The organism is Vibrio sp. 10N.261.51.A4 (assembly GCF_041471945.1).
Taxonomy (GTDB): Bacteria; Pseudomonadota; Gammaproteobacteria; order Enterobacterales; family Vibrionaceae; genus Vibrio; species Vibrio crassostreae_C.
Genome location: NZ_JBFRPJ010000029.1, coordinates 20,072 through 45,897 on the forward strand (window position 1 = coordinate 20,072; position 25,826 = coordinate 45,897).

At 46.4% G+C, this 25,826-nt stretch carries 7 protein-coding genes; 5 read left to right on the top strand and 2 right to left on the bottom strand.

Annotation, left to right across the window (positions count from 1 at the left end):
• The first annotated feature begins 26 nt into the window (after positions 1 to 26).
• The 5 genes from AB4384_RS07550 to AB4384_RS07570 all read left to right on the top strand — a co-directional run bounded on the left by AB4384_RS07550 (position 27) and on the right by AB4384_RS07570 (position 6,157).
• Positions 27 to 1,091 (top strand): HlyD family secretion protein, encoded by a 1,065-nt coding sequence (locus AB4384_RS07550; RefSeq protein WP_017072190.1) that lies wholly within the window; start codon positions 27 to 29, stop codon positions 1,089 to 1,091.
• A 3-nt stretch (positions 1,092 to 1,094) separates the two neighbouring features.
• Entirely contained in the window at positions 1,095 to 2,645 is a 1,551-nt protein-coding gene (locus tag AB4384_RS07555) for a DHA2 family efflux MFS transporter permease subunit (protein WP_017060506.1), read from the top strand.
• A 288-nt stretch (positions 2,646 to 2,933) separates the two neighbouring features.
• Positions 2,934 to 4,523: a response regulator gene (locus tag AB4384_RS07560; protein ID WP_017064673.1), complete on the top strand. Its 1,590-nt coding sequence runs from the start codon at positions 2,934 to 2,936 to the stop codon at positions 4,521 to 4,523.
• Entirely contained in the window at positions 4,517 to 4,849 is a 333-nt protein-coding gene (locus tag AB4384_RS07565) for an Hpt domain-containing protein (protein ID WP_017060508.1), read from the top strand. Before AB4384_RS07560 ends, AB4384_RS07565 begins: the two co-directional genes overlap by 7 nt.
• Before the next feature lie 411 nt (positions 4,850 to 5,260).
• Positions 5,261 to 6,157: an RNA polymerase sigma factor RpoD/SigA gene (locus AB4384_RS07570; RefSeq protein WP_229647550.1), complete on the top strand. Its 897-nt coding sequence runs from the start codon at positions 5,261 to 5,263 to the stop codon at positions 6,155 to 6,157.
• Between the two features lie 187 nt (positions 6,158 to 6,344).
• Here the strand turns inward: AB4384_RS07570 and AB4384_RS07575 are convergent, their stop codons facing one another.
• A complete protein-coding gene (locus AB4384_RS07575; protein WP_372129240.1) occupies positions 6,345 to 6,698 on the bottom strand; it encodes a hypothetical protein in 354 nt (117 codons plus the stop codon).
• A 189-nt stretch (positions 6,699 to 6,887) separates the two neighbouring features.
• Positions 6,888 to 25,826: tandem-95 repeat protein (locus AB4384_RS07580; protein WP_372129242.1), on the bottom strand; the 18,939-nt coding region annotated here is incomplete at its 5' end.

Sequence of the window (25,826 nt, forward strand, 5' to 3'; positions counted from 1 at the left end):
AATAAAAACAAAATGAGAAAGAAAAAATGACAGAGAACAACAACGCTTCGCAAACAGTAAGCACAAAAAAACGTAAAAAAGCTCCGCTTATTGCTACTGCGATCATGCTGTCATTGGGTTTAGCCGGTGCTGGATACTGGTACGGCTATGGCCAGTACTTTGAATCTACCGACAATGCCTACCTACAAGGCGACATCACGAATATTAGCCCTAAGGTCTCTGGCTATATTGTTAAGTCTTATGTGAGTGATAACCAATCGGTTAAAGAAGGTGATTTGCTGGTTCAAATCGATGACCGTGATTACCAGTCAGCACTCGCTCAAGCAAACGCCCATTTAAGCGTCGTGCAATCAGACGTCAAAAATCTAGTGGCACAACAAACGTTACAACGTAGCAAGATCAATCAAGCAGAAAGCCGCGTTGATTCTGCACAAGCTGAATACGAACGCGCGATTCAACAAGTGGTACGTTCTCGTAGCTTACTAAAGCGTAACTACGCGTCTCAAGATGAAGTCGATAGCATGGTTGCACAACAAAAAGTAACTCAGGCAGATTTAGAAGAAGCAAAAGCAAACCTCGTTGCAACCAATGACCAATTAACCGTTATCGCTAGTGAGATTGAGCAAGCAAATGCATCCGTGACCGAAGCTCAAGCCCAGAGAGATCAAGCACAGCTTAACCTTGATTACACCAAAATTTACGCGCCAGCAGATGGCGTGATTGGTAAACGCAGCGTACGTGAAGGCTTGCTGATTCAAGCAGGCGCACCACTGATGAGCTTGGTACCAAACAACCAAGTGTGGATTGAAGCCAACTTCAAAGAGACACAGCTAAGTGGTATTCACAAAGGTCAGACGGTTGAAGTAGAGCTGGATGCGTTCCCGGGGCAGCCTCTTGAAGGTGTGGTAGACAGTTTCTCCCCTGCGACTGGCGCTAAATTTGCGCTCCTACCACCAGAAAACGCGACCGGTAACTTCACTAAAATCGTTCAACGTGTACCGGTTAAAATTACTATTCCAGATCAGCAAGAGTTGAAAGGTCGACTGCTTCCTGGTTTGTCTGTGGTAGCGACCATCGATAAACGAGGCTAGACCATGAGTAACGCTGGTGTTGTCACCCAAACAAATGATGATGACGAGGTTTCGAGACGCCATTGGATCGCCCTATTTGGCGGCTTGATTGGCGCGTTTATGGCGATCTTGGATATTCAGATCACCAACTCGTCTCTCAAAGATATTCAAGGTGCGCTATCAGCCACCTTGGATGAAAGCTCGTGGATCTCTACGTCTTACCTAGTCGCAGAGATGATCGCTATCCCACTCAGTGGTTGGCTTTCTAAAGCGCTCGGTAAACGCCGTTATATCACGTGGACGACAGCCATTTTCACCATTTCATCTTTGTTGTGTTCGTTCTCTTGGAACATGACCTCGATGATCGTTTTCCGCGCGATGCAAGGCTTCAGTGGTGGTGCTCTAATCCCGCTTGCTTTCTCGCTGGTGATTCAGTTATTGCCGGTCAACAAGCGTGCTGTGGGTATGGCACTGTTTGGTGTAACCGCGACCTTTGCTCCATCGATTGGCCCTACCTTTGGTGGCTGGCTGACGGAGAACTTCTCGTGGCACTATATTTTCTACATCAATATTCCGCCAGCTTTGCTTGTGATCACCATGATCCGATATGGCTTGGACGATGAAAAGCTCGACCTTGGCACGCTGAAAAAAGCCGATTGGTTTGGTATCGCCACCATGGCATTAGGGCTAGGTTGTTTGGAAGTGGTGTTAGAAGAAGGTAACCGTGAAGAGTGGTTCAGTTCGAGCTTTATTATTGGCTTGAGTATCGTGTCGGCGGTGAGTTTGGTTTACTTCGTGATAAACGAACTCCAACACAAGAAGCCATTGGTTAACCTGCGGCTATTGCGGGATGGGCAATTTGCGATGTCTTGTATCGCCTATTTGATTCTAGGAATGGCATTGCTCGGCTCTATCTATGTTCTACCGATGTATCTCACTCAAATTCAGCAATATAACGCGATGGAAATTGGTGAAGTGCTAATGTGGATGGGTTTCCCACAGCTTCTGATATTCCCAATTGTGCCAAAGCTAACACAGATCATTAAGCCTAAGTACTTGGTTACCTTTGGCTTCGCGATGTTCGGTTTTAGTTGTTACGTAAATACACACATGACAATCGATTTTGGCGGGCAACAGCTGATTTTATCTATGGTTCTGCGTGCTATTGGTAGTCCGTTCATCATGGTTCCGCTGTCTTTGGTTGCCATGAAGAACATCAGCAAAATGGACACGCCAGACGCATCAACGTTAACCAACGTAATGCGGAACTTAGGGGGCGCTTTCAGCATCGCGATTATCGCTACGCTATTGGATAACAAAACCCGTGAGCACTTAGCACACATCAAGGAGTCGCTACCTTCAGTGAGTCAACTTGGTTGGCAGACGCTTCAGCAACAACAAGCGTTTTTCATTCAGTCAGGAAGTGATGCCGCAACTGCGATGCAACAAGCACAAGCAAGTTTGCTCGGCACAATGCAACGTGACGCAGCCATCATGGCTTACAACGATGTGTTCTTAATGATGACGGCGTTCTTGGCTCTAGCGGCAGTATTGATTCTAAACATGCGTGATTAACGCTAGAGTTTCGGTAAATAAAACTTCAAGCAAAGATCAACATTTCGAATAAAAACTCGAACAATAAACAGAGAGGTGAGCTTATCGGCTTGCCTCTTTTTTATTTCTAAAACACGTATAACCCCACTAAAATCAGGTAAAAGTCACCTGCGTTTGAAGGCTTTCATAAATGTTATCTAATACTCTTTAATTACCAATAGTTTATTGAGTGTTTGTATGTGATATAGGCACCTTGACAATGTGCAACTTGACACCTAAATTAAAAAATAACATTTGGTATTAAGGAAAATGGATTTGACCTTACCAACAGACCTTCGAATTTTGATCGTCGACGACTCTAAAAGCGCAACAATACTTATTAAGCAGCAACTGGCTAGTTTGGGAGTTTCGCGCGACTGTATTTTTATTGCGACCGACTATCGAAAAGCCATTAAAGCGGTCGAGACACACTCTTTTCATGTACTCCTCATTGACTACCACTTAGAACAGTCTTTTACTGGCTTTGAGCTGTTGGGCATTCTGTATCGAAATCGCCTCATCGATCATACGGTGGCGACAATCTTGCTCTCTGGGGATATGCGTCAGGAAACAGTATTAACCGCCCTTTCAGGTGAAGCACACCACTTCGTTTCTAAACCGATTAATACTCAAACGTTGGGTAAAAAGATCCAAAGTGCCGTGTCCGTTTCAAAGAAACTCACCCAACTGAATGATTTGTATCCCATTGCCAGTCAAGAGAGATTAGCTCAAGCTTTGGCGATCTCCCCTAATGGTACTAGCGTTCAGTTCGAAGCGACATTGATTGAACATTTAATTGCAGGTAAGAAATGGCAGTTACTCTCTAGCGTCATTAACAACTCCAAAACCAACATGCACCCAACCAAATTGGTGGCTGAAGCGCTGATTCTCGACAGCTTAGGCAAGCCAAATTTAGCCATAGATAAGCTCCACAATTTTCTAATAGCACAGCCACTCTCATTGAGCGTGATTGACTGCTTAAGCTGTATCTATGAAAAACATAAAATGCTGCTGCCTGCTCTTAAATTAGCGATTCGTGCATTTGAGATGACTCCTAGCATCAGCCATCGTGCAATCAGGGCGATCGACTTAGCTGAGAACGCAGATAACACACATATGATCATAAAGTTAGGTGAGATGTATGCAACCCACATTTCAGCTGCTGACATTGATGTCATCCATTCCATTGGTGCGCACTTTAATTCCTTAAAAGCAACGTATCAGCGCGAGACGCAACTAAAGTACAAACGTATTTTGCTTGAGCACGCCAACCAATTCACCGAGTTGGTAAACCTGAAACTTCCGGTAAAACAACAGCAGCAAGTTTTGGCCAGCCTTGCCCTATTTCAGAGCAGCATATTGCTCATCGAAAATAGCCCTCAGATTGCCCACAAAAAAGTGATTAGAGCTTCGACACTGTTAGCGAACAATTTCCACAGCCAACCGACTTATTTGCTCACTCAGTTACTACCCATGCTCGCCCACTTTGGTGAGTACTCTCTTTATCATTTAACAGTGGAATGTCTCAAATCTCGTGGAGAAGCCATAAATCACCAACTTGAGTCCAAAAATGTCGACCCTTCAACGTGTATAAACATTGAAAATTTGGGTTCGATCCAAGAAATAAAGGACTACATTCACAGTTACCCATATTCAGTTGCCGCCAAACTTGACTATATATACGCCGTCAATAAAGCTCATATAGATGAGAAACTTAGCGACGACTATCTAGAAGAAATCTTACAGTTAGAACTTCCTCCAAAATGGAATCAATGGATTAGTGATTCATCAAGGTATGGTTTTTCCACTAAGCCGCCTAGCCCATTTTCAACATTCAGCCGACAGGAGTCCACATGCTAGACTTTGATGCTTTAAACGCCTATTTAGACAATGACAGAGACGTCATTTACGCCGTTTTGTCTACATATCAAGAAGACCATGGCAATTCGCTACAAGAGATCGAAGAGTTGGTTCAACAACAAGATTGGGGCAAGCTTCATTTTACCGTGCACACCTTAAAAGGCATTTTAGCCAGCTTTGGTGAAGAAACGGCCACAGTTGCATTGGAAAGAGTAGAACAAAACACACTCAATAAGCTTGCGCCGCAAGATGATGATCTTTCGGTTATCTACAGCGAAATGAAGATCATTAATCAGCAAATCGATGAGGTTCTTAGCACTTATTAGTCGATAGAATTAAAACGTGCATGGCGATACTTAACAGCCGACACAGCTAAAAGAGTTGAGGTGCTTGGAAACATTGAACCTCGACTCTTAACATTTTTCTCATCATTTCTCCTCTCAATTATAGTTCTAACCCACACCTATAAATTCACGTCATTTATCTAGATAAACCGATGTATAACACATGCTTTATAAACTATCCGTCTTAATGTTTTAAACGAAAAACCAACACACTTGATGAGATGCAAAATAGTTAAATATTTGTAGATCTTTTTGTGACATAAACATACGAAATTGCATTTTATTTATTGGTAAAGAAGAAATTGTTATCTACACTCTAATGAAACCAAGCGTTAATCACTTGGTGGCATAATAAAAACTAAAACGTTCAGTCGGCTAGATAAGGACAAGGAAATGAACAACGATAGTTTTGCTGCGTTTCAGGGGCTCACGGATGAAACACCCATTACCGAATCATTTTCTACCAGTGCAGACCCTTATGCTCATTATCTGAAAGATATTGTTGGCATTGATCTGCTGTCGCGTGAAGATGAGGTGTATTACGCAAAATTGAATCGCGCGGGTGAGAAAAAAGCGCGTGATGTAATGATCGAATCAAACCTGCGCCTTGTTGTGAAAATCGCAAAGAGTTACCTAAAACGTAAAGGCAATAATTTCACCCTGCTCGACCTGATCGAGGAAGGCAACATTGGCTTGATTAAGGCCATCGACAAATACGATCCAGAACCAGGCTATCGTTTTTCAACCTATGCTGTTTGGTGGATCCGCGAAAACATTGAAGCCGCACTCATGAACACGGGTCGAACCGTTCGATTGCCAGCCCACGTGTGTAAAGAAATAAACAGCCTCGCCTCAAAAAAGCTCGATGCAAGCAAAAAAATGAGTAAAGAGGTTTCAATTTCTGAGCTATCAGACAGTTCAGGTGTAAAGGCCGAACGCGTCGATCAACTGGTGGCGTTAAGCGGGTTTATTGACGTGACGACAACGGTTGGAACTAGCCATGCGCCTATGGTGCTTGATCAATGCGAAAGTGAATATATCCCAGACCCTCAACAAGATTGTGAGGATCAATCCTTTACCCAAGCTCTAGAACAAATCATCTATACACTTCCTCCAAAATTACAAAAGGTGCTCATCCACCGTTTTGGTTTCTTTGATAACAAGGTGAAAACGCTGTCTGAGGTCGGACAAATGTTGGATGTGAATGTGTCTAATGAACGTGTTAGACAAATGCAGAAAGAAGCGGTCGAAAGAATTCAAAAACGACTCAAATTTGATGGTTGGGTGTAAGTCGTAGCCCAGTTGAGAATTAGTTGAAAATAACGTTAAGCCAAAACAAAGACCTTTAGGGTGAGCCTCCAAGCTTGCCCTTTTTGTTTGCTGATTCGTTAGAAAAATAAAAAAATCGTAAGCACACGAACCCTAAGTCGCTAATGCCTAATGAAAAATGACAAATGACAAATGCCACGCCATTAACTTACCTTAAAGAAGTGACTCGCTCACTGCGAAAAATGAGATAATTGATATAAGTGGTTTCAAGACAATCTTGTTCCCACACTGATAAAATCCGTTTAGCCGCAAAATAATAATCTTTGTTTCTCAACAACATCCCAACGGTGCGGCTAAGCTTTTCAAATCGAACGTGATCGCTCGCAGAGATGTAGTCATCTTCACTTTCAATAATGGGCGCTAAACCATCAGCAAACCAATTATTCAATATTTCTCGCATCTCTAATTCGGACTCAGGCACATCCACACTCGACAACTCTCGATGTTTAGGTGGTGGCACTATGTACTTCGACGCTTGCGGTGAACTGACATAACGATACATGTCGTCCCTCCTGTCTAACGGACCCTTCTAATAATTAAGGACATATTTACCTGTTCTCAAGTTTATTTAGCGAAACAAAAAAATAAATAAAAAAAAGCCATGCATCAATAACTCTACATGGCTTTAATGAGGGCAACTTTACGCTGCCCTATCTGCTTGTCGGTTTAGACTAAAACTAAGCCCTCTCGATTAAATCGAGCTTTGATCGAAGTCGTTGCCTTGATCGGTTCCAGTTTGAGAATCTGAATCGAAACTTCCAGAGTCGTCCGTGAAGTCAACACCTTGATCTTGACCACCTGAACTTGTCCAGTCGCTGCCACCAGATTCCATACCCGCCATGTCCGGTTGCTGTTCTTGCGTAGAACCTTGCATGGTGTATTGATCATCGACCTCAACTTCAACAGAACCGCTAGCACCGTCTATTGAGCTACCCAATTCGTCGTAACCTTGGAATTGGATCTCGCTAGTACCTTCGTAACCTTCTGGGAGTTCGACAGATACAGGCTGCTCTAGGTTGCCACTGATTGTGAAGCTACCATCACCGTTATCCAGTGCATTGCTCACAGTAGCGCCCTCAGGTAGACCAGACATATCAGCGTAATCAACCGATTCGTTACCACTCACCTCATCTGGAATCGAGATAGAGATAGTATCGCCCGGTGCCGCGGTTACATCTGCTGTACTGTCTTCAGTTTCAGCATCTTGAGCTTGGTCATCAGCTTGTTGAGCCACTTCCACTTGTTGCTCTTCTGTTGCTTGAGCAGCTTGGACTTGTGGTTCATCACTTTGTACTGAATCATCTTCAACTTGGATGCTTAAGCTGTGACTTGATACTTCACCGCCGTCGTTAACTTCAACATTCATCGCTAAATTGCCATCGAAGTCTTCGTTCGGCCAGTAAGTCCACTCACCTTCACCTGATTCGGCAAAGAAGCCAGCATCGTTCGCGTCTGCAACATCAACAACTTGTGCAGAATCACTGACGCCTAACTCATCCACCAGCTGTGCATCCGTGATAGTTAGTGAACCATCATCAGCTAAGGTATAACCTTCGCTCGCCGCTGCTTCATCGCCACTTTGGATATCCACATTGAAGAAGCTTTCGATGCGATTTTCGCCATCGGTCGCTATAAACCCAACTTGAACATCGCCGGTGTAGTCTTCAGCAGGAGTGAATTGATAGTTACCTTGGTTATCGCTCTCAATTACGCCCTGACCTTCCATCAAGCTTACTGACTCAATGCTCAAGCTGTCGCCTTCTGCATCGCTCAGATTCGCTAACATGTCTTCATCAGTGAACGACAAGGTGGCATCCGCTGCGATTTCCGTCGTTGTGATGCTGTTAACTTCTGGTGCTGCATTCCCTTGCGAGTCACCTTCTTTCACGACTACGCCAGTTTGCTCATCATGAAGCACGCCATCTTTATCAACTACGTACGCAATGTCTGCTTCGCCCGTGAAGCCTGGTGCTGGTGTGAACGTCCAAGTGCCATCGCCATTATCGACAATCTCACCTTGGCTGCGGTCGGCAAGATGAACCAGTTTCACTTCATCATCGCTGTCGGCATCCACATTCTCAGCCAAACCGATTAGGTCGTCCGCCGTTAGGATGATGGAATCACCCGCTACGGTTTCGAAATCACCAGAATCGATGCCATCTTCAAACGCTTCCGGCTCATCTCCGTAATCAACCGTTGTTGCGCTTACGGTTACGAAGAACTCACCATGGAAGTCTTCAGGAGGCGTCATTTGAATGTTTGAGATATCCCAATCGAACAGGTCGATGTATTGACCCGGCTCGGTGATCATCACGGTATTCACACCATCTGTTACCTCGAATCCAACAGGGAAACCTGTCATCACTAGGTTACTTAGTGTTTCTGAATCATCGACTAGGCCAACATTCAGTCCTAAGTGACCGGTTTCATCCTCACCGAACACCAATGGACCGTCATGGTCAGTTGAAATAACCGCGCCATCTGCGACAGGACGTACGAACACAGGAACATCGAGAACCGTTTCGAACTCACCGTCACTCACGACAACTTGTAGGTCAGAAACACCCGCAAAGTCGCCTGTTGGTGTGAATGTCCAAGTACCATCACCGTTGTCTGTAACTTCTCCGCCATCTTCACCGTCTGCGGTGATAATGCGAGAAACAACAAGGTCTGCGGTATCAATGTCACCGAACAAGTTCATCAAGTCGCCAGCATCGAAGGTGAACGCGCCATCTTCGTCTGTGGTCATCATTGCGTTGCCGACATTGAATGGTGCGTCGTTAACCGGAATGACATCCACATTCAGCGAGCCATCAACCACTTCTTCACCGTCAGTCGCTTGATAACCGAGTTCTACTAAGCCATTGAAGTCTTGAGTAGTCACTAAGTGATACATGCCGTCTGGTTGCTGAGTTAAGGTCGCGTTCGCTGGAGCTCGAACTGTGATGCTCTCAATGCTGATCTCGTCGCCATCAAGGTCTGTCACTTGATCCGCGATGTAAGCCGGGTCAATCACCATGACCACATCTTCTTCGCCTTGCATCTCAATCATTGGCGCTTCAGGTGCATCATTCACTGGCGTAACATCGATGTTGCCGTCGACTGAAATTGTCTCTTGGCCATCGCTAACGTTAAACGTCATTGGCACATCGCCATTGAAGTTTTCGTTTGGTGTAAATGACCAAGTACCATCTTCGTTATCTAGCAACTCACCCAAGCTAGGGTCGATTTGTAGACCAGAAGCCGACAGCTCGTCTGCGGTGTTATCGATGTCGGTAGCTTGAGCTAACAACATGTCTTGTGTGATAAGAATGGTGCTGTCTTCGGCTGTGGTTAGTTTCACATCCTCAGATTCAGGTCCATCGTTCACAGCCAGAACTTCGATACCTGCCGTTGTTGTTGCCGTTGCACCGTCATCATCGGTCACGACCACATCTAGGCTGATATCACCATTAAAGTTCTCGTTTGGCGTGAAGGTCACAGACCCATTATCGTTTTGAACCAAGGTGCCGTCAGAGCCTGAGTAAGTCACGCTTTCAAGTGACACTTCACCATCAACGTCAGAGCTATTAGCAATTAACTGCTCAGGGCTGATTGTGATGGTGCCATCTTCGTTCATTTGGTAAGACGTAGAACCCGCTACCGGCGCATCGTTAACATCCGTTACCGTCACACCAATATTGGCATCGACTGTCTCAGTGCCATCAGTCACTGTGAAGCCTAGGTTGACATCGCCATTGAAGTTCTCGTTCGGAGCAAAGCTATAAGTGCCGTCACCGTTATCAGTGAACACACCTTCTGCGCCCGTGTAAGACACGTCAACGATAGACAAGTCATCGCCGTCAATGTCTGCAGCACCTGCTAGTAGGTCTGCATCCGTGAAGATTAGCGTTCCATCTTCCTCAACAGTAAAGTTTTGGTCTTCTGCTGTTGGTAGGTCATTGACTGGGTTAACCGTTAGGTCGACTCCAGCTTGAACAGTTTCAAGGCCATCTGACACATCGAAGCTCAAATCAATGTCACCGTTGAAATCAGCATCCGGCATGATAGTAAATGAACCATCTTCGTTCGCTGTTACAGTCGCATTGTCACCTGCAGATAGATTGCTTGCGGTTAGTGCATCACCATCAACATCCGATGCGTTAGCCAGCAACTGCTCTTGAGATAGCGTAATTGAACCATCTTCATCAACCGAGTAAGCCAGGTTTCCGGCCACTGGTGCGTCGTTAACTGCAATAACTTCAATACCAGCAGTGGTTTGAGCGGTAGCACCATCGTCATCAATAACCGTCACATCAAGGTTGATGTCGCCGTTAAAGTTTTCGTTTGGTGCGAACGTTACAGAACCATCTTCATTTTGAACCAAGATACCGTCTGCACCTGAGTAGCTCACGCTATCAAGAGACACTTCCCCGTCCACATCGGAGCTATTAGCAATCAACTGCTCAGGGCTCAATGTGATGGTGCCATCTTCGTTCATTTGGTAAGACGTTGCGCCTGCCACTGGAGCATCGTTAACGTCTGTTACCGTTACGTCGATGTTTGCATCAACCGTCTCTGTACCGTCAGATACTGAGAAGTCTAGGCTTACGTCACCGTTGAAGTTCTCGTTCGGTGCAAAGGTGTAGGTTCCATCGCCATTGTCGGTAAACACACCCTCTGCGCCAGTGTAAGACACGTCGGCAACTGAAAGCTCATCACCATCAATATCAGAAGCACCTGCTAGCAGTTGCTCGTCCGTAAAGGTAAGCGAACCGTCTTCTTCAATGGTGTAAGCGACATCTTCTACAACTGCGATGTCATTCACTGGATTCACAGTAAGGTCAGCCGTTGCAACAACCGTTTCAGTACCATCAGAAAGGTCGAAGCTTAGGTCAATATCGCCATTAAAGTCAGCATCCGGGGTAATGGTAAATGAACCATCATCGTTTGCCGTAACGGTCGCGTTATCACCGGCGGTTAGGTTGGCAGCGGTAAGATCATCGCCGTCCACATCCGATGCTTGAGCAAGCAGCTGCTCTTGGCTTAGTGTGATTGAACCATCTTCATCCACTGAGTAAGCCAAGTCACCTGACACTGGCGCGTCGTTAACCGCGATAACTTCAATACCCGCAGTGGTTTCAGCCGTTGCACCCTCTTCATCAGCAACGGTGACATCTAGGCTGACATTGCCGTTGAAGTTTTCATTTGGTGCGAAGCTGTAAGTACCATCACCATTGTCAGTAAAGATACCGTCTGCGCCTGAGTAGGAAACGTCGCTAACGGATACATCACCTTCAATGTCTGAGCTGTTCGCAAGAAGCTGTGCTTCAGAGATGGTAATCACGTTATCTTCGTCAACGCTGTAGGTCGTTGAACCTGCAACTGGCAAGTCATTAACGGCAATGACGTCGATACCTGCGGTTGTTTCAGCGGTTGCGCCATCTTCATCCATAACAGAGACATCAAGACTGATGTCACCGTTAAAGTTTTCGTTTGGAGCAAAGGTGTAAGTACCATCACCATTATCAGTGAATACACCATCAGTGCCGCTGTAGCTTACATCGCTGACAAACACTTCCCCTTCAACATCCGAGCTATTCGCTAGAAGTTGTGCATCGCTTAGGGTGATACTGCCGTCTTCTTCAACACTGTAAGTCGTAGAACCCGCTACCGGTACGTCGTTGATTGGAACCACTTGAACATCAATATTCGCCGATACAACATCTGTACCATCACTCACATCGTAAGTTAGGTCGACATTACCATTGAAGTTCTCGTTTGGAGCAAAGGTATAAGTACCGTCGCCGTTATCCGTGAACACACCGTCTGTACCTTCGTAGTTAACCGACTCGACAGAAAGGTCATCGCCATCAATATCCGTTGCACCAGCCAATAGCTGTTCATCGGTAAAGGTCAGCGAACCATCTTCATTAATGGTGTAGTCGTGGTCGTAAATTACAGAAAGGTCGTTAACTGCTGTTACGGTCACGTCTAGTTCCGCTGGAGTAACCCCACCGTTGCCATCGTCTACGTTGTAGCTAATCGAGAATTCACCATTGAAGTTCTCTTCCGGTGTAATGGTGTAAGTACCATCACCATTGTCAGTGATAAGAGCGTTCTCAATGGAAACATCTCCAACACTTGGTTCGTTACCACCCGTTTCACCAGAATCATCACCTTCCTCGCCGGTTAGCAATTCAGAGATATCAATGCCGTTTTCATTCGCGAGCGCTTCTTCTGCCGTTGGTAAATCAAACGCATTCTCGCTGCCTACATCTTGGCTTGGAACAATAACGCCATTCACGATATCAAATACATGCCAATGGTCACCTGATGGGTTATCAGATAAATCTGGGCTGAAGGTTTCAACCAATGTATCGCCTACAAATACCTGAACCTGTACATCTTCAACACCATCGACATCCCAACTTCTGCTGGTGTAGTTGTGTACTGAATAGTGCATGTCCGCATCTTGATAATTTGGAATAGTTATGGTTTCAGGACCACCGCCATTCGTGTCATCTACATCTTGCTGAACGACATTACCTTCACCCAAATCATGGCTCATGTCGCGATAGTAAATATGGTCTAGCTCACTGCCATTCTCTGTATCGTAGAGCCATAGGTGGTTATCCATATCACGTGGGCTGTCACCCCATGTGACCACGATACGCATATCTGTTTCTTCAAGTACTTCCGATATTGCGGTTACGCCACCGTTGGTATCTTCACCAGCTGGAACTAGGAAGCTGCTAGTAATAGAGCCTTCTTGTTCAATAGTGACGGTACCTTGGTCAACAACAGGACCGCTCACAGAGTAGTTACCGGATTGATCCGTCTCCGCCGTGTAAGAATGACCTGCGTTGTCGGTTAGCGTGACATCCGCACCTGCGATTGGATTGCCAGTTTCAGCATCCAACACAGTACCGGTAACGGTCGTTTCATCGCCTTGCTCTCCGATAATTGCGGTCATGTCATCGTCTTCGATGTCAGTCGCGAATTGTAGGAGCTCTTCTTGAGTAATGGTGTATGAACCGTCTTCTTCAATGGTTATCGCCACATCAGCAGAAACAATTGGCGCGTCGTTAACTGGGTCAACGGTTAAGCCTAAGTTAGCGGCAATTGGTGTGTCGCCATCGCTGATGCTGTAGGCAACATCGATGTAGCCATTGAAGTTTTCGCTTGGAGTGATTGAGAACGTGCCATCGCCATTGTCGACAATCGTTGCATCGTCGCCCACTAAGGTTAAGTCGGAAGCGACAAGGTCATCGCCCTCAATATCAGCGGCATTCGCAAGTAACTGCTCCTGCGTGATAGTGATGACATTATCTTCATCAACGTTCGCATAAACATCAGATGTCGTTGGCAAGTCGTTGACTGGGTTTACCGTCAGATCGGCGTTCGCCACAATCGACTCGGTGCCGTCCGAAATATCAAAGCTTAGGTCGATATCGCCATTGAAGTTCGCATCTGGCGTTACCGTAAAGGTGCCATCGCCATTATCAACAACGGTTGCATTATCGCCTGCGCTTAAGTTGCTTGCGGTCAGATCATCGCCATCCACATCAGATGCTTGAGACAGCAACTGCTCTTGAGTCAGAGTAATCGAACCATCTTCATCAATGCTGTATGCCAAGTCACCCGATACTGGTGGATCATTAATTGGAAGAACATCAATACTTGCGCTGGTGGCTACTGTCGCACCGTCTTCATCTGTCACCACTACATCGAGGCTAACATCGCCATCGAAGTTTGCGTTCGGTGCAAAGCTGAATGTGCCGTTGCCGTTGTCAGTAAAGATACCGTCAGCGCCTGTGTAAGTAACACTATCAATCGCCACTTCACCTTCAATATCAGAAGAGTTCGCCAACAGTTGCTCTGCACTGATGGTGATAACTTCATCTTCGTTGACTGAGTAGCTGGTTGAGCCTGCGATTGGCGGATCGTTCACCTCAAGTACGGTGATTCCCGCGGTGGTCGCTTCTGTTGCCCCTTCTTCATCGGTAACAACAACCGCTAAGCTCACATCACCATTGAAGTTCTCGTTTGGCGAGAAGGTGTAAGTGCCGTCACCGTTGTCTTCGAACACACCGTCACTGCCAGTGTAAGTCACGCTATCAATCGCAACCTCACCTTCAATATCTGAAGAGTTGGCTAATAGCTGTTCGTTACTGATCGTGATTGAGTTGTCTTCATGCACAGTGTAAGACGTGCTACCCGCCACTGGTGGATCGTTCTCAGGCGTCACGCTCACATCAATGTTGGCTTGAACCGTATCCGTGCCATCTGACACATCAAAGCTGAAGTTCACATCACCATTGAAGTTCTCGTTTGGCGCAAAGCTGTAGCTTCCGTCACCATTGTCGGTAAGAACGCCATCAGCACCCGTGTATGTCACACCTTCGACTGTTAGGTCATCACCTTCAACATCCGTTGCACCCGTTAACAGGTCAGCGTCAGAGAAGTTAAGAACCCCATCTTCACCAATAGTGAATGCTTGGTCTTGTGGCTCTGGCGCATCATTGACAGGTGTTACCGTCAAGTCTAGGCCAGCCGCGACCATGTCTTCCCCATCGGTTACATCGTAACTAAATTCGATATTACCGTTGAAGTTTTCACTCGGTGTAATGGTGAAGCTGCCATCGTCGTTCATTTGAACGGTCGCATTTTCATCATTGGTAGTTAGATTGATTGCTGATAAATCATCACCATCAATGTCAACAGCGTGCTCTAGCAACTGCTCTTGAGTTAGCGTGATGCTGTTGTCTTCGGCTGTCACAGCACTGATGTCACCATCAACTTCTGGAGCATCATTCGCTGGCGAGATATGAATCGTCACATCTTGGGTTGCCGTCGCGGTGGTGCCCGTATCAACATCAGTCGATGTCGCATTTACAGTTAGAACCACATCACCATTGAAGTCACCTGAAGGGATAAACTCTAGCCCTTCTAGCTCGCCTGGTTGCAATGACCAAGTGCCATCACCGTTATCAGCACCTGCAGAAAGCGAGCTGCCTTCTGGCACGTCTTCAATCAAGATAGCAAGGTTTTCTGAACCATCGGTATCAGTAAGCGCCGCATCAATATCAAGTGGTACAGGTGTGTCTTCGGTACCAATGATTTGGTAATCCGCGTCAGACACTGTGATTTCAATGTTATCGATGCCAAACGACTCATCACTCACACCTTGGTTCAAGGTTGAACCGAAGCCTAACTCAAGTTGGCCGTCTTCAACGGGTACCGTTAGGTTGATTTGGTGCGCTTGGTCGTTCCAACCACTGAAACCTTCACCTTGCGATACGCCATGAACGACTTCACCGACTTCATTACCCGCTGAGTCGTACAACGTTGTCGTGCCATCTTCGGTACGGAAGGCTGAGTTATCTAACGAGGTAAGCTCTTCGCCGCCGACAAAGATTTGGAATGACTCACCATCCCAAGAATCAATTTCGTAGAAACTGAACGAGATATTAACTTCGCTCACATCACTTGGAATGTCGTAAGTTTTGCTGACAGCTTCATCGCCACCAGTGCCACCAATACGACCTAGCATGTCACCTGATTCGAACCCTTGTGAGCTTTCAGTACCGGTATTCCAACCGTTTGAGCCAGACTCGAAGTTGTCTGAAGCAATCACTAGGTCAGACGCAATCGACAGCTCAGGCATATCAACCACAGATTGAACATCAATCGTCGCTTCTGCTGGTACTGTCGCTGTACCGTCATTCACGTCGAACGTCACATTCACATTGCCGTCGAAGTTTTCATTCGGTGCGAATGTGTAAGTACCGTCGCCGTTATCAACCAAAGTACCGCTATCTGAAGCCACATTTTCAATCGATAGGTTATCGCCATCAATGTCGCCCGCATTTTGCAGCAGTTGCTCTTCTGTAAAGGTAAAGCTGGTGTCTTCTTGAGTCACAAACTGTGGCTCACCGACCGTTGGCAAGTCATTGACAGGGTTAACGGTAAGATCAGCCGTTGCTTGAAGCGTCGCATCACCATCGGTAATGTCGAAGTTCAAATCAATGTCGCTATTGAAGTTCGCATCTGGTGTGATAGTAAAGCTACCGTCATCGTTTGCAGTGACGGTCGCATCACCACCAACGGTCAGGTTAGCCGCTGTTAAGTCATCGCCGTCAACATCACTCGCTTGAGCAAGTAATTGCTCTTGGCTCAAGGTAATTGAACCATCTTCGTCCACGCTGTACGCCAAGTCACCCGATACTGGAGCATCATTAACAGGCAGAACATCAATGCTTGCGTTGGTTGCTACGGTTGCGCCTTCTTCATCAGTAACGACAACATCAAGGCTTACATCGCCATCGAAGTTAGCGTTTGGTGCGAAGCTGAATGTTCCGTCACCATTGTCGGTAAAGATACCGTCTGAACCTGTGTAGTTAACGCTATCAATCGCCACTTCACCTTCGATATCAGAAGCGTTTGCCAACAGTTGCTCTGAACTGATGGTGATAACTTCGTCCTCGTTGACTGAGTAGCTGGTTGAGCCTGCGATTGGTGGATCGTTCACCTCAAGTACAGTAATACCCGCGGTGGTCGCTTCAGTTGCGCCCTCTTCATCAGTTACGACAACATCAAGGCTAACTTCGCCGTTGAAGTTTTCGTTTGGTGAGAAGGTGTAAGTACCGTCACCGTTGTCTTCAAAGACACCGTCAGCGCCAGTGTAAGTCACGCTATCGACTGCCACATCACCTTCAATGTCAGAAGAGTTAGCAAGTAACTGTTCGTCACTGATGGTAATTGAGTTGTCTTCATGAACGGTGTAAGACGTGCTACCTGCAACCGGTGGATCGTTCTCTGGTGTCACGCTGACATCAATGTTGGCTTGAACTGTATCCGTGCCATCTGACACATCAAAACTGAAGTTCACATCACCATTGAAGTTCTCGTTTGGCGCAAAGCTGTAGCTTCCATCGCCATTATCAGTAAGAACACCATCCGCACCTGTGTAAGTAACGCCTTCAACCGACAGGTCATCCCCATCAATGTCAGTCGCACCTGTCAGCAAGTCTTCATCAGTGAAGTTCAAGATGCCGTCTTCGCCGATGCTGAACGTTTGATCTTGTGGTTGTGGAAGGTCATTGACTGGGTTAACGGTTAGGTCAGCCGTCGCAACCAGCGTATCTGTACCATCGCTAATGTCGAACGTTAGGTCAATGTCACCATTGAAGTTCGCATCTGGCGTAACGGTAAAGCTGCCGTCATCGTTAGCAACAACCGTCGCGTCTCCATCAACAATCAAGTTAGAAGCAGTAAGGTCGTCGCCATCTACATCACTCGCTTGCGAAAGAAGTTGCTCTTGGCTCAAGGTAATCGAACCGTCTTCCTCAACACTGTATGCAAGGTCGCCTGATACTGGTACGTCGTTGATTGGTAATACATCAACCGTAATAAACGTATCAACTTGAGCGCCGTCTTCATCTTGAATGGTCACATCCAACTGCACTTGGCCGTTGAAGTTTTCATTCGGAGCGAAGCTACATGTACCGTCACCATTGATAGAGAAGATACCGTCTGGACCGTCGTAGTTGATCTCAACAAGCTCAACATCACCTTCAATATCAGAAGCGTTCAACAGAACTTGAGACTCATTGAAAGTCAGTACTGAATCTTCATCGATGGTGTATGACGTTGGGCCAGCAACTGGCGGATCGTTCACCTCAAGGACTGTAATACCCGCCGTTGTTGCTTCAGTCGCGCCATCTTCATCCGTCACGACAACATCTAGGCTAACTTCGCCATTGAAGTTCTCGTTTGGCGAGAAGGTGTATGTACCGTCACCGTTGATTTCCAGAACACCGTCGCTACCACTGTAAGTCACGTTATCAATTGCGACTTCGCCTTCGATATCCGAAGAGTTCGCTAGCAGTTGTTCGTTACTGATTGTAATAGAGTTGTCTTCATGAACCGTGTAAGACGTACTACCCGCAACCGGAGGGTCATTCTCTGGCGTCACGCTCACATCAATGTTAGCGGTTACCGTATCGGTACCATCTGATACATTGAACGAGAAGTTCACATCGCCATTGAAGTTTTCGTTTGGCGCGAAGCTGTATGTGCCATCGCCATTTTCGGTTAGGACACCATCTGCGCCAGTGTAAGTTACACCTTCAACACTTAGGTCGTCCCCTTCAATGTCCGTTGCACCTGTTAATAGGTCTTGGTCATTGAACGTTAACACGCCATCTTCGCCGACTGTGAATGCGTGGTCTTGTGCTTCTGGACCGTCATTTACTGGTGAAACTGTTAACTCAAGGTTGGTAGAGACAACATCATCACCATCAGACACATCAAACGTAAAGCTCACATCGCCATTGAAATCAGCATCTGGCGTTAATGTGTACGTACCATCACCGTTATCGGTAATCGTAACGCTCTCATCATCGGTTGCTAAATTCAGAGCCGTCAACTGATCGCCATCTAAATCACGCGCATTAGCCAATAAGTCTTCTTGCGTAATGATGATTGAACCATCTTCTTCAACCGTTGCAGAAACCGGAAGTGCTTCAGGTGCGTGCTCAATGTGCGCGCCTGTCGCGTTAATGTAGATGGTTTGAGATACCGTTTCAGAATCATCATTCGATAACTCTGTCGCAGTTGCGGTTACATGAACTTCAAGCTGTTCGTTGAAGTCTTCTGGTAACTGGATTTGTAGTGAATTTTCGATAGCCGTTGTCGGTAAGTTCACCGTACCATCAGGGCCAACCGTTACTTCACCGCTGTAGATTTGGCTGTTCACTTCACCCACATCGATTGTGAAGTTGAAATCTGTGTAGTCAGCATCACCGCCGCCATACAAATCTTCAAAGCCGTAAACCAGCTCGCCGTCTTCATTAACCGTCGTGCGAGTATGTTCGATACCATCTTGGTTTAGCTGAGAGCTTGAACCACCATGGAAGATCGCGTCACCATTCTGGCCTTGAATCACGGTCTCAGTGCCATCTGCCGCAACAAAGACAAGTTGAGGATCAACCGTATCCATGTTCGCAGGCGAACCATCCTCAGCACGGAACTCATACTGACCGTCTTGCATCGCATCAAAGTCGTTGTGCTGATGTCCGTTTGGAATTAAGAACAGGTTAAAGCTTTCGCCTTCCTCGACTTGGAAGCTGAATTGATCTTGCCCTGGAACAAGGTCGCCGCCACCACCAACTTGTGATGCGTTTTCGTAAACAACTTCAACACCTGTGATGTTGCCGTCTTCGTCTACTTTGTAGTAACCCGCAGCGTTTTGGTAGCCAGCCGTCTCACCTTCAAACGTTACTGTGATTTCAGTGTCGTTGTAACTAGTGATACCGTTCTCTTGGTCATTCAGAACGCCTTCGTTATCGTATTGAATAACCGAACCTTCTGGCACACCATCTACTGTAACAGTGAGTGTTTCAGACAAGTCTTGGTCGACAAGTGCCGCAGCAATGTTCAGTTCAACAATACCGCCTGGCTCAACCAAAATCGCCTGGTCGTCGACGTTAACACCATCACCATCCGTGATAACTAAGTCAGGCGCATCAGCAACTGCTTCAATGTGAACATTAATGTCTTGTTCAACTTCATCCGTACCGTCTGTCACAGTAAAGCTGAACTGCAGATCACCACTGAAGTGCTCTTCAGGAACGAAGCTGAACGTGCCATCGCCGTTGTCGGTTACTGTGCCTTCATCACCAGAGTAATTGATGCTGGTAACGCTTAGGTCGTCGCCATCAATATCAATTGCACCACTCAATAGATCTTCTTGAGTGAACAGGATGCTGCCATCCTCTTCGATGTGGTACATTCCTGGAGCAACAATTGGAATGTCATTCACCGGATTAACGGTCAATGTCATATCATTAGACGTGCTCAGCTCACCGTCGCTCACCTCATAAGTGAATGCAATATCGCCATTGAAGTTCTCTGAAGGTGTCACTGTGTACGTGCCATCACCATTGTCTACAATGCTGGCATTTGGATCGTTAGTTTCAAGCGCGCTTGCAAACAACTCATCGCCATCTTGGTCGCTCGCGTTCTCCAACAACATTTCTTGTGTAACGAGGATTGAACCATCTTCGTCGACATCTGCCACCATTGGCGTCGCTTCTGGCGCATCGTTGACGAACTCAACTTTTAGGTCGATGTTTGCGGCAACCACATCAGTGCCATCGCTCACATCAAACGCTAAGTCAACGTTACCGAAGAAGCCCTGCTCTGGTGTTAATGTGTATGTTCCATCGCCATTGTCTGTGACTTCTACCGTGTCGCTTGCACTCGTCACATTCACAACTGACAGTTCGTCGCCTTCAATGTCTGTCGCTTGTGCTAATAGTTCAGCTTCGGTAATGGTAATCGCTTGACCGTCTTCCGTAGTGAAAGACATGTCAGGCACGTCTGGAGCATCGTTGATAGGGTTTACGGTTAGGTTGAGGTCAGCCGCAACAGTTTCGATCGCGTCAGTGACATCATAAGTAAACTCAATCTCACCAAAGAAATCTGCACTTGGTGTAATAGTGAAGCTACCGTCTGGGTTTTCTACAACAACCGCATTTGGATCGTTGGTCGCTAAGTTAACGGCTTCAAGGTTGTCGCCATCGACATCCGTCGCATTCGCTAACAGATCCTCTTGAGTGATAGTGATTGAACCATCTTCATCAACAGCGGCTTCAATTGGACCACCAACCTCTGGGCCTTCATTGACAATTTCAACGTCAACTCTTGCTGTACTTGGTGCGCTTGCTTGGCCATCACTGATATCGAAAGTCAGATTCACTTCACCGTAGAAGTCTTCTGCAGGTTCGAAGGTAAAGGTATTATCACCGTTATCCGTTAACGTACCTTGCGTTTGGTCTGCAAGTAATAGGTTTTCGACATGAAGAATGTCGCCATCAACATCGGTAGCACCAGACAATAGGTCTTTCGCTTCGATGATCATGGAGCCGTTTTCAAGCATTTGGGTGTGCAATGGTTCACCCGGAACCGGCACATCATTGACTGGTACGACCGTTAGGTCTAGATGCGTTGCAACTTCATCAGTTCCATCAAACACCTTGTAGTCGATGTCGATTTCACCATTGAAGTTTTCATTCGGCATGAAGGTAAACGTACCATCGCCGTTATCAACTAGCTCACCGTTATCACCACCGTAAGTGATGTCAGAAATAGACAGCGTATCGCCTTCCACATCTGTGGTGTTCGCTAGCAAGTCATCTGCACTGAACGTGATACCTTCATCTTCATCTGTCGATAGAACAATCGGGCCAGAAACGATTGGCGCATCATTTACTGATTCGAAATTGATATTGATGATATTGCTGTCTGTCAGCTCACCATCGGTAACTTGGTAACCAAGTTCGATTTCACCATGGAAGTTTTCATCCGGTGTTACCGTCCAAGTGCCATCACCATTATCGGTGAGTGTTGCATGCTCTGAGTTTTCACCCACTAGCTCTAGATTTTCAATATCAAGGTCGTCGCCATCAATATCAGATGCTTGCGCCAGTAGTTGCTCTTCGGTAATCACAACCGAAGCAAACTGGGCAGAACCATCGGTATCGACAGTAATATTCGGAAGATCAGCCGTTAACTCGATTTCGTTGTCACCCGCATGGATATTCAACTCAACCGTTTCAGTAATCTCTGAGCCATCTACACCAATCGATGTAAACACCGCTTCATCATGACAAGTTTGTGACACTGTCATGTTTTGAACGACGTAAGTACCATTACCTTGCACGGTACCGAGCTCAAAGTAGGACACTGGTTGATCAACCGTTAGCGTGTAATCTGTCTCGAAAGTACCACGGTCTTCTTTGTGGTAAGTCATCGAGTCAATTAGGTCGCCATCCTCATTGAACGCTTTGATTTCTACTTCTGTAAAGTGACGAGACTCTTCCATGAACCAGCCACCCAAACCATCTAGGTGGAAACTGATTTCATTGATGTCTTGACCTTCAACTGAAACCGTCAGTTTCTCATCACCACTTAAGCCTTGGCGGTCAGTATCACCGATACCATGACCAATGTGGGTGTTGCCATTCCAGGCACCAAGAGGGTCATCGTTACTTTGAACAGTTACCGTTAAGTCACCATCTGAGAACTCACGCGTATAAGGGTCAACTTCTGTACCCCAATCATCCACACTCGCGTTATCGTCAAACGTACCGATTTGTGTGGTGTGTGTACCTTCAGCAAGAGCATCTTCACTTGGAACAAAGCGCACTTCGGTATCTGCAGGAACTTCTTGTCCTACTTCCAGTACCACCCATTCGTCATTAACATTTGCTTCAATGATGCCGTTTTCTGGCGCTTGGTCTAAACGTAGTGCTGGTTCTTCACGAAGTGTCACACCAACTGTTTGGTCTTCTTGCGCTTGGATGAAGATTTCATCGCCCGCTTCTGGCGCATCGTTGACAGGGTTAACCGTCAAGTCGAGTGTCGTCAGAACTTCATTCTCACCATCACTGATGCTGTATGTGAAGTCCAACTCGCCATTGAAGTTTTCTGTGTGCGTAATAGTGAATGAACCATCGTCATTAGTAACAATTGTCGCATCTGGATCGTTGGTTTGTAGGTTAGATGCCGTTAACTCATCACCTTCAACATCGGTCGCATTAGCGAGTAACTGCTCTTGAGTAATGGTGATTGAATTATCTTCATCGACTTCAGCCTGAATGCCCGAAGTTTCAGGTCCATCATTCACAGCGATAACATCGATGCCAGCGGTTGTGGTTGCGGTTGCACCGTCTTCGTCAACGACAACAACGTCTAGTGAAATATCACCATCGAAGTTTTCATTTGGCGTAAAGGTGTAAGTACCATTGCCATTATCAACAAAAGAGCCGTCATCACCGGAGTACGATACTCCAGACAGTGAAACATCACCTTCTACATCGGAAGAGTTTGCCAATAATTGCTCATCACTGATCGTGATTTGGCCATCTTCTTGAACTGTGTACGATGTTGAGCCCGCTACTGGTGGGTCATTCTCAGGCGTTACGCTGACATCAATAACAGCTGATGTTGAATCAGTACCGTCAGAGACATCGAATGAGAATTGAACATCACCATTGAAGTTCTCGTTTGGAGCAAAGCTATATGTGCCATCGCCATTATCGCTAAGAACACCATCTGCACCAGTGTAGAGCACGTTTTCAATCGACAGCTCGTCACCATCAACATCCGACGCGCCTACAAGCAGGTCAGCATCGGTGAAGAGTAACGTACCGTCTTCTTCAATCGTGAACTGTTGATCTTGCGCTTGTGGCAAGTCATTAACCGGATTCACGGTAATGTCTAGGCCAACTTGAACTGAACCACCATCGTTATCGATGATATCGAAGTTCAGATCTAGGTCACCGTTGTAATCTGCGTTCGGTGTGATGGTGTAGCTACCATCATCATTGTGTTGGATGGTCGCATTTTCATCAGTAGATAGGTTGATAGCTTCTAAGTTGTCGCTATCGATATCACCTGCTCTTGCTAGCAATTGCTCTTGGCTTAGCGTGATGGAGCTATCTTCATTGATGGTGTAAGCCAAATCGCCCGATACTGGCGCATCATTGATTGGCAATACATCAACGTTAATGTATGTTTCAACCGTTGCGCCATCTTCATCTTGAATGGTCACACCCAGTTGAACCTGACCATTGAAGTTTTCGTTGGGTGCAAAGCTGCATGTACCATCACCATTTACAGTGAAGATACCGTCAGAGCCATCGTAGTTAATGCCAACAAGTTCTACATCTCCTTCGACATCCGAAGCATTCACAAGAATCTGAGATTCACTGAACGTCAGAACCGAATCTTCGTCAATGGTGTATGACGTTGGACCCGCAACTGGTGGATCGTTCACTTCAAGAACGGTAATACCTGCTGTGGTTTCATCAATTGCACCTTCTTCATCTGCAACAATCACATCAAGGCTGATATCACCGCTGAAGTTTTCATTAGGAAGGAAGGTATAGCTGCCATCGCCGTTATCTTGGAACACACCATCAGTGCCACTGTAAGTCACAGTATCAACCGACACCGCACCTTCAATATCCGAAGAGTTAGCTAGCAACTGTTCATCAGAAATTGTGATGGCATTGTCTTCATTGACCATGTATGAGGTTGAACCCGCAACTGGCGGATCGTTCTCAGGAGTCACACTCACATCAATGTTAGCGCTAACGGTTTCTGTGCCATCAGACACATCGAAACTGAAGTTCACATCGCCATTGAAGTTTTCATTTGGCGCAAAGGTATAAGTACCATCACCGTGGTCGGTCAGTACGCCATCACCACCTGTATAGCTAATACCTTCAACGGTTAAGTCGTCGCCATCAATATCGGTGGCACCGGTAAGTAAGTCGGCGTCTGTAAATTGAAGCGTACCGTCTTCTGCGATACTGAATTGTTGGTCTTGAGGAACCGGCAAGTCATTAACTGGGTTAACAGTAAGATCGGCGGTTGCTTGAACCGTGTCAGTACCGTCAGTGATGTTGAATTGAATATCAATGTCACCGTTGAAGTTTTCATCTGGCGTAATCGTGAAACTGCCGTCATCGTTAGCTACAACCGTCGCATCACCACCAACTGTTAAGTCACTTGCGGTTAGATCTTCGCCTTCTACATCGGACGCTTGAGACAACAGCTGATCTTGGCTCAGTGTGATTGAACCATCTTCGTTAACGTTGTAAGCCAAATCACCAGACACTGGCGCATCATTGATTGGTAATACGTCAACATTGATGACGGTTTCCACTTCTGCACCATCTTCATCACGAATGGTGACATCAAGCTGAACTTGGCCATTAAAGTTCTCATTTGGAGCGAAGCTGCAAGTGCCGTCACCATTTACTGAGAAGATACCCTCAGGGCCATCGTAGCTAATACCAACAAGCTCAACATCCCCTTCTACATCTGAGGCGTTAAGCAACACTTGAGACTCACTGAAGGTAAGTACTGAGTCTTCATCAATGGTGTAAGACGTAGGGCCTGCAACCGGCGGATCGTTCACTTCAAGAACATTGATGCCCGCGGTCGTTGAGTCGGTCGCACCATCTTCATCAGCAACAACCACATCCAGTGCAATTTCACCGCTGAAGTTCTCATTTGGCGAGAAGGTGTAAGTGCCGTTACCATTGATTTCGAGGACACCGTCGCTACCAGAGTAAGTCACGCTGTCTATCGATACATCACCTTCAATATCTGAAGATGTTGCCAATAGTTGTGCATCAGAAATGGTAATCGAATTATCTTCATTCACCGTGTAGGACGTTGAGCCCGCAACAGGCGGATCGTTCTCAGGAGTCACGCTAACATCAATGTTTGCAGACACGGTATCGGTACCGTCTGACACATCGAAGCTAAAGCTCACATCACCATTGAAGTTTTCGTTTGGAGCAAAGCTATATGATCCCTCACCCAAGTCAGTCAGTACGCCATCAGTGCCTTCATAAGTGATGCCCTCAACCGTCAGGTTATCACCTTCAACGTCTGTCGCGCCTGTAAGCAGATCCGCGTCTGTGAACTGTAAAGTACCGTCTTCTGCAATACTGAACTGTTGATCTTGAGGTACTGGTAGGTCGTTTACTGGGTTAACCGTTAGGTCAGCCGATGCTTGAACGGTATTGGTGCCATCAGAGATATCGAAGCTGATATCGATGTCACC